This window comes from Allobosea sp. P1_A7 (assembly GCF_056406775.1).
The window spans coordinates 1-6,677 of sequence record NZ_JBFTZN010000313.1; the positions used below are offsets into that span (position 1 = coordinate 1).

The 6,677-nt window shown below is 64.9% G+C and carries 7 protein-coding genes and 1 pseudogene; 7 read left to right on the forward strand and 1 reads right to left on the reverse strand.

Annotated elements, in window-relative coordinates:
- From AC1D34_RS32360 to AC1D34_RS32385, 6 genes and pseudogenes are all read left to right on the forward strand, one after another.
- Positions 1 to 234: pseudogene (locus AC1D34_RS32360) on the forward strand (DeoR family transcriptional regulator); the annotation flags it as partial.
- 131 nt (positions 235 to 365) lie between these two features.
- Positions 366 to 1,355, forward strand: coding sequence for a phosphate/phosphite/phosphonate ABC transporter substrate-binding protein (gene phnD, locus AC1D34_RS32365; protein ID WP_441507078.1), 990 nt, complete (start codon positions 366 to 368; stop codon positions 1,353 to 1,355).
- Positions 1,356 to 1,378: 23 nt separating this feature from the next.
- Positions 1,379 to 2,176 carry a phosphonate ABC transporter ATP-binding protein gene (gene phnC, locus AC1D34_RS32370; RefSeq protein ID WP_476826449.1) on the forward strand — a complete coding sequence of 266 codons (798 nt, stop codon included), beginning with the start codon at positions 1,379 to 1,381 and terminating at the stop codon, positions 2,174 to 2,176.
- The gene (phnE, locus tag AC1D34_RS32375) at positions 2,173 to 2,982 is read left to right on the forward strand and encodes a phosphonate ABC transporter, permease protein PhnE (protein ID WP_476826445.1); all 810 of its coding nucleotides are present in this window, start codon (positions 2,173 to 2,175) and stop codon (positions 2,980 to 2,982) included. Before phnC ends, phnE (AC1D34_RS32375) begins: the two co-directional genes overlap by 4 nt.
- A complete protein-coding gene (phnE, locus tag AC1D34_RS32380; RefSeq protein WP_244523542.1) occupies positions 2,979 to 3,818 on the forward strand; it encodes a phosphonate ABC transporter, permease protein PhnE in 840 nt (279 codons plus the stop codon). The genes phnE (AC1D34_RS32375) and phnE (AC1D34_RS32380) overlap by 4 nt, the downstream gene beginning before the upstream one ends.
- Positions 3,796 to 4,698, forward strand: a complete 903-nt coding sequence (locus AC1D34_RS32385; protein ID WP_476826446.1) for a TIGR01459 family HAD-type hydrolase — start codon at positions 3,796 to 3,798, stop codon at positions 4,696 to 4,698. The genes phnE (AC1D34_RS32380) and AC1D34_RS32385 overlap by 23 nt, the downstream gene beginning before the upstream one ends.
- A gap of 87 nt (positions 4,699 to 4,785) precedes the next feature.
- Here the strand turns inward: AC1D34_RS32385 and AC1D34_RS32390 are convergent, their stop codons facing one another.
- On the reverse strand, positions 4,786 to 5,610 hold the full coding sequence (locus tag AC1D34_RS32390) for an IS5 family transposase (protein WP_476826447.1): 825 nt from the start codon (positions 5,608 to 5,610) through the stop codon (positions 4,786 to 4,788).
- Between the two features lie 255 nt (positions 5,611 to 5,865).
- Between AC1D34_RS32390 and AC1D34_RS32395 the strand changes: the two genes are divergently transcribed.
- Positions 5,866 to 6,677, forward strand: an 812-nt coding sequence (locus AC1D34_RS32395) for an extracellular solute-binding protein (RefSeq protein WP_476826448.1), incomplete at its 3' end; no start/stop codon positions are given.

The following is a 6,677-nucleotide window of genomic DNA, read 5'->3' on the forward strand; positions in this document are numbered from 1 at the left end:
GACGATGACGGCGCGCCGATGGATTTCGACCTGGAGAAGATCGCGGTGCGGCAGGTGGCGCTGGCCCATTCCCGCCATGGAATCGCGGTCGCGGATGCTTCCAAGTTCGGCAAGGCCGGCGTTGCCCGCGTCGCGCCGCTCTCGGCCTTCCATGCTCTGGTGACCGATAACGAGCCGCCCAAGCCCCTGCGCCGCCTGTTCGACACGGCTGGCGTTCGCTGCGTCGTGGCATGATGCACGATTTGAGAGGATAGCCGGCAAAATCATGATTGCATGATCGTTCCCGCGCATTATGATCATTTCAGATCAACCGCACCGGCCGCTCAGGCCGCCAGAAGATGCGGCAGAGAATCTGGAGGGAACGGATGGTTCGGATTTCGCTGGCCGCGCTCGGCGCGGTAGCCATGGGGCTCGCCCTGGCATCGCCCGCCCATGCGCAGAGTTGCGCAAATCGCGGCACGCTCGATGCGCGTTATTGCGATGCGGATAACGATCTTCTCGCGGATACGCCGAGCGACAAGGCGCAGCAGAAGAACCCGGATACGCTGGTCTTCTCCTACACGCCGGTCGAGGATCCGGCCGTGTACGAGAACGTCTTCTCCGATTTCCTGGCCCATCTCAGCAAGGTCACGGGCAAGCGTATCCGCTGGTTCTCGGCAGAATCCTACGCGGCCCAGATCGAGGCCATGCGCTCGGGCCGCCTGCATATCGCGGGCGTCGCCAGCGGCCCGACACCGTTCGCGGTCAATCTTGCCGGCTTCGTCCCAATCGTCGCCATGGAGCGCCATGACGGCGGCGTCGGCTATACGCTGCAGCTGATCGTGCCGAAGGACAGCCCGATCAAGAGCATTGCCGATCTCAAGGGCAAACGCGTCGCCCATGTCGCGCCCTCCTCCAATTCCGGCGACACCGCGCCGCGCGTCTTGTTCAAGGACAAGGGCGTCGAGCCGGGCAAGGACTATGAGGTGCTGTATTCCGGCAAGCACGACAACTCGATCATGGGCGTCGTGAACAAGGACTATGACGCCGCTCCTGTCGCATCGAGCGTGGTCGACCGCATGAGAGCCCGCGGCATGTTCAAGCCCGACGACCTGCGCATCGTCTATGAATCGGCGCCCTTCCCGCGGACCGCTTTCGGCATTTCGCATGACCTCGCGCCCGAGCTGCAGGACAAGATCAAGCAGGCATTCGCGACCTTCGACTTCAAGAACTCCAAGTTGGCCAAGGAGTTCAAGGACGAGAAGGGCTTCAAGGCGTTGAGTTACAAGGCCGACTGGGCCGATATCCGGACGATCCAGCGGGATACCGGCATCGTCTATACCCAGGACGGCCTCTCCAAGCTGAAGCCGGATTGATGACAACCCCTTCCGGCACGCCGCTGCTGCGGATCGAGGCGCTCGAAAAAACCTACCCGACGGGCAAACGCGCCCTGGCTGGCGTCGATGTCACCATCGACCGTCCGCAGGTCGTCGCGATCATCGGCTCGTCGGGCGCGGGCAAGAGCACGCTGATCCGCTGTATCAACAGGCTGGTCGAGCCGACGGCCGGGCGCATCCTGCTCAATGGCGGGGATATCGTGGCTCTCGATCGCAAGGGGCTGCGAGCTGCGCGGCGGCGGATCGGCATGATCTTCCAGGAGTACAATCTGGTCGAACGGCTGACCGTGATGCAGAACGTGCTCTCGGGCCGGCTCGGCTATGTCGGCCTGTTCGCTTCGCTGCGCTACCGCTTTCCGCCGGAGGATATCCAGTCGGCCTTCGCGCTTCTCGACCGCGTCGGGCTCGACGGCTACCACAATCAGCGCGCCGACGCCCTGTCGGGCGGGCAGCGGCAGCGCGTCGGCATTGCACGCGCACTGATGCAACGGCCCGATCTGCTGCTGCTCGACGAGCCAACGGCCAGCCTGGACCCGAAGACCGCCCGCCAGATCATGCGGCTGGTGCGCGAACTAGTCTCCGAACGGCAAACGCCGGCGATCATCAATATCCACGACGTCGCGCTGGCAAAGGCCTATTCCGACCGCATCATCGGCCTGCGCGACGGCGTCGTCGTCTTCGACGACGGGCCGGCCGAACTGACGGACGAGGTTCTCTCGGTCATCTATGGCGACGAGGACTGGGTCCTGCCCGGAGAGGGCGACGACGAACCCGCGCCGGCGCTTAGTTCCGCCTCATGAGCGCCACGGCCTCCCCGGCCTATCCAACCACATGGCGGCCGCCGAGCCTGTTCGGCAGCCGCCGGCGCCGATTCATCTTCTGGGCCGCCGTCGTGGCCTATGTGATCTGGTCGGTGACCGACCTCAATATCGACGGCAACCGCATCCTCGCCGGCCTGCCGCGCGCGCTCGATATCTTCGCGCGTATGTTCCCGCCGGATTTTTCGCGCTGGGAGATGCTGCTCTCGGGCATGGTGGAGAGCATCCAGATCGCGATCGCCTCGACGATCGTCGGCGCCCTGCTCGCAATCCCGATCGGGCTGGCTGCCGCTGCCAATCTCTCGCCGCGCCCGCTCTATTTTCTGGCGCGCGGCTTCATCGTGATCGGGCGGACCTTCCATGAGGTCATCATCGCGATCTTCTTCGTGAAGCTGTTCGGCTTCGGCCCCGTCGCAGGGCTGCTGACGCTCGCCTTCTCCTCGGCGATCTTCCTCGGCAAGATGCTGGCCGAGGACATCGAGAACATGAAGGAAGGCCCGGTCGAGGCCATCCGTGCCACCGGCGCGAGTTTTGGCCAGGTCGTCGGCTACGCCGTGGTGCCGCAGGTCATGGTCAAGTCGCTCGGCGTGCTGATCTATCGGCTCGACGCCAATCTGCGCCATTCCACCGTCATCGGCATCGTCGGCGCCGGCGGCATCGGCCAGACGCTCTCGGCCTCGTTCTCCCGCTACGATTTCGATTTCTCGAGCGCCATCCTGCTCACCATCGCGGCGCTCGTTGCGCTCGGCGAGTGGTTCAGCGACTGGGCCCGGCGGAGGCTCAGGTGAAGGCGAATGCAAACCAGCGCCGGGATGGCGGAGCTCAGCCCAAGCGCATCTATCCCGACCAGTGGGAGCGCCATACGCCGCGCGAACGGCTGACGCAGTGGCTCTGGCTCCTCGGCGGCGCATTCGCGGCCGTTTGGTCGGTTTCGGCACTCGACATCGAATGGGCCTTCTTCGCCGATGCGCATGAACAGGCGGCCGACCTGATCCAGCGGATGTGGCCACCGCGCTGGTCCTATCTGCCGGTTGTCGTGCGTCCGCTGATCGAGACGATCCATATCGCGACGCTCGGCACGATGATCTCGATCGTGCTCGCGCTGCCGGTCGCGTTCCTGGCCGCACGCAACACCACGCTGAACCAGGGAACCTGGCTTCTCGGGCGCGCAATCCTCGTGCTGTCGCGCTCGATCAACACGGTGATCTGGGGGCTTCTCTTCGTCGCCATCTTCGGCCCCGGCCCGGTTGCCGGCATCTGCGCGGTCGCAGCCCGCTCGGTCGGCTTCATCGCCAAGCTCGTCGCCGAAGCGATCGAGGAGGTCGAGGCCGGCCAGATCGAGGCGGTGGAGGCCACGGGCGCCGGCACCTTCCAGATCTACGGCATCGCCATCCTCCCCCAGATCCTGCCCGTTCTGATCGGCACATCGATCTATCGCTGGGACATCAATGTGCGGGAGTCGAGCGTGCTCGGCTTTGTCGGCGCCGGCGGCATCGGGCTTCTGCTCTACGCCTCGATCAACCAGTTCGCCTGGAGCCAGGTCCTGGTCATCCTCATCGCCATCCTGGCGATCATCATCATCAGCGAGGCGCTTTCCGCCTATGTCCGTTCACGTATCACCTGAAACCGGAGCCGCCGTCAGCCATCTCTCCGGCCTTGCCGAGGTCGCCCAGAGCTATGACGGCTTCCTGCTCGACCAGTGGGGGGTGCTGCATGACGGCACGACCCCCTATCCCGGCGCAGTCGACTGCCTGCAGAGGCTGCGCTCGGCGGGAAAGGCGATCATCATCCTCTCCAATTCCGGCCGTGGGGCTCGGGAAAACGAGGAGCTGCTCGCCCGGATGGGCTTTGCCCGCGAGCTGTTCGACCACGTCGTTTCGGCCGGAGACGACGCCCGCGACGCGCTGCTGACAGAGCAGGATCCGTTCTATCGCGACCTCGGCCGCCGCTGCTTCCTGTTTGCGCGCGACGGCGAGGACCACCTGATCGAGGGTCTGGGCCTGACCAGGGTCGAGAGCACCGAGGACGCCGACTTCCTGTTCATGCTGAGCATGAACCCGCCGCAGCAATCGCTGGCCGGCTGGCGCCCGGTGCTCGAGGCTGCAGTGGCCCGCGATCTGCCGATGATCTGCGGCAATCCCGATCTCTACCGCGTTCATGCCGACGGCACGCTGCATGAGGCGCCCGGACTTGTCGCCCGGTGCTATGCCGGGCTTGGCGGGCGGGTTCGCTATCACGGCAAGCCCGAGCCGCGCATCTATCGCAGCAGCCTGCAGCGGCTCGGCCTGGCTCCGCGGCGTGTGCTCGCGGTCGGCGACTCGCTTGAGCATGACGTCGCCGGCGCAACCGGTGCCGGAATCGATGTCGCCTTCATTGCCGGCGGCATTCATCGGCAGGATCTGGGTTGGCCGACACCGGATACGGTCGACCATGCGAGCTGCGCCAGGCTCTTTGCAACGGCCGGATGGATGCCCGGTTACGTCGTGCCCTCCTTCGCGTGGTGATTGCCGCGCCCTGACACGGCCGCTGCCAACCCCCGACCACATCACCGCCAGACGATCCGTTGGCTCTCAGAGTCCGTTTGAGAATGTTTAAGGATGGACGATCCGCCGCAGCATGAGGCTTCCCAGGGCGACGTGGATCATGGCTTCGGAGACGTCGAGGCGCTGTTCATAGTCTCGGACGAGGCGCTTCCAMCGGGTCATCCAGCCGAAGGTGCGYTCGACGACCCATCGCCTCGGCAGCACCTTGAAGCCGGGCTGCTTGTCGGTGCGACGGACGATCTCGATGATGAAATCGCGATAGGTGGCGGCATCCAGGAGGCGGGTGCGATCATAAGCGCCGTCGGCGAACAAATGCTTGAGCCAGGGCCAGCGCTTGCGGATGGCGGCAACGATGAGCTGGGCGCCGGCACTGTCGGAGATGTCGGCGGTGGTGAGATTGACCATGAGCAGTCTGCCATCGGTATCGACGGCGATGTGGCGTTTGCGTCCGACGATCTTCTTACCGGCGTCGAACCCGCGCTTTTCTGCKGCYGGCGCCTTGATCGACTGGCTGTCGACGACGGCTGCGGTCGGTGACTGCTCCCGGCTCTCGCGCTCGCGRTCGAGCATCAGCGCGACATCATGGATCGTCTTGAACAGCAGGCGRCGAACGAACCGCCGGAACCACCAATAGACCGTCTGCCAGGGTGGAAAGTCGTTCGGCAGCATCCGCCAGACGCCACCGGTTCGGGCAAGATAGCGCAGCGCGTCGAGCACCTCGCGAAGGTCGGTCGTCGGCTTGCGTCCGCGCTTCGCGATCGACGGCAGGAACGGACGGATGAAGAGCCACTCCTCATCCGTCAGATCAGTCGGGTAGCGCTTCGCGCGTTTCTCAAATCCAGCCATCCGGCCACGGTTCGCTCGGGTCCACATCCCAAGCTTGAATCATGCCGCAGCAATCGCCTCAACCCATTCTCAAACGGTCTCTCAGGCCATCGGCTTACAGGCTGCCAAAGCCCTGAGGGCCTGGCGGCGCGCGCCGTCATGCTCTCCGCGAAGCCGTCCCCCTCCTTCAGGTCAAGCTCCATCCGCTAGTCGGCCCGGGATTGGTGTACTAGTATACATGTCAAGGCCTCGGCGCGCGTCCGGTCTGGTTGCGCGGATAGCAGGCCTATCCAGGGAGAGACCATGACCGAAATCACACGCCGCGGCGTGCTGCATGGAGCAGCCAGCCTTGCCGCTCTCCAGGCGACAGGCGCCTTCGCCCAGGGCCTGCCCCTGCCTTCCAGCCCGGTTGCGCTGAACATCATCGACGTCGCCGGCAACCTGCAGCTGACCCAGGCTTCGATCGAACGCTTCGCCAGGGAAAACCCAAAGCTGATCTCGCGGGTGAATTTCTCGCGGGCGCCCTCGCCGGAGCTGCCGGCGAAGCTCAAGGCGCAGCAGCAGGCTAACCGGGTCGATCTCGACCTCGTGCTGACCGGGCCGGGCGCGATGTCCGACGGCATCCAGCAGGGACTGTGGATCGACGTCTGGAAGTCCTATCCGTCGCAATTGCCGAAGGCGGAAGAGGTCTATCACGAGCAGGCGCTGATGATGCAGCGCAACTTCGGTCAGAACGAAGGGGTTGCGGTGGTCTATTCGCCGTCGGGCCCGCTCTTCGAATATATTCCGGCCCGCCTGAAGACCGTGCCCAAGACGGCTGCCGACCTGCTGGCCTATGTGAAGGCCAATCCCAAGCGCTTCACCTATGCCCGCCCGCTGAATTCCGGGCCTGGCTGGACCTTCCTCCAGGGCATGCCCTACATCCTCGGCGACAAGGATCCGAGCGATCCGATGAACGGCTGGGACAAGACCTGGGCCTATCTCAAGGAGCTCGGCACCGGCATCGACTACTATCCCGGCGGCACGGCCGCGACGATGAAGGAACTCGGCGAAGGCACGCGCGACGTCATCGTCTCGACGCTCGGCTGGGACATCAACCCCCGCGTGCTCGGCAT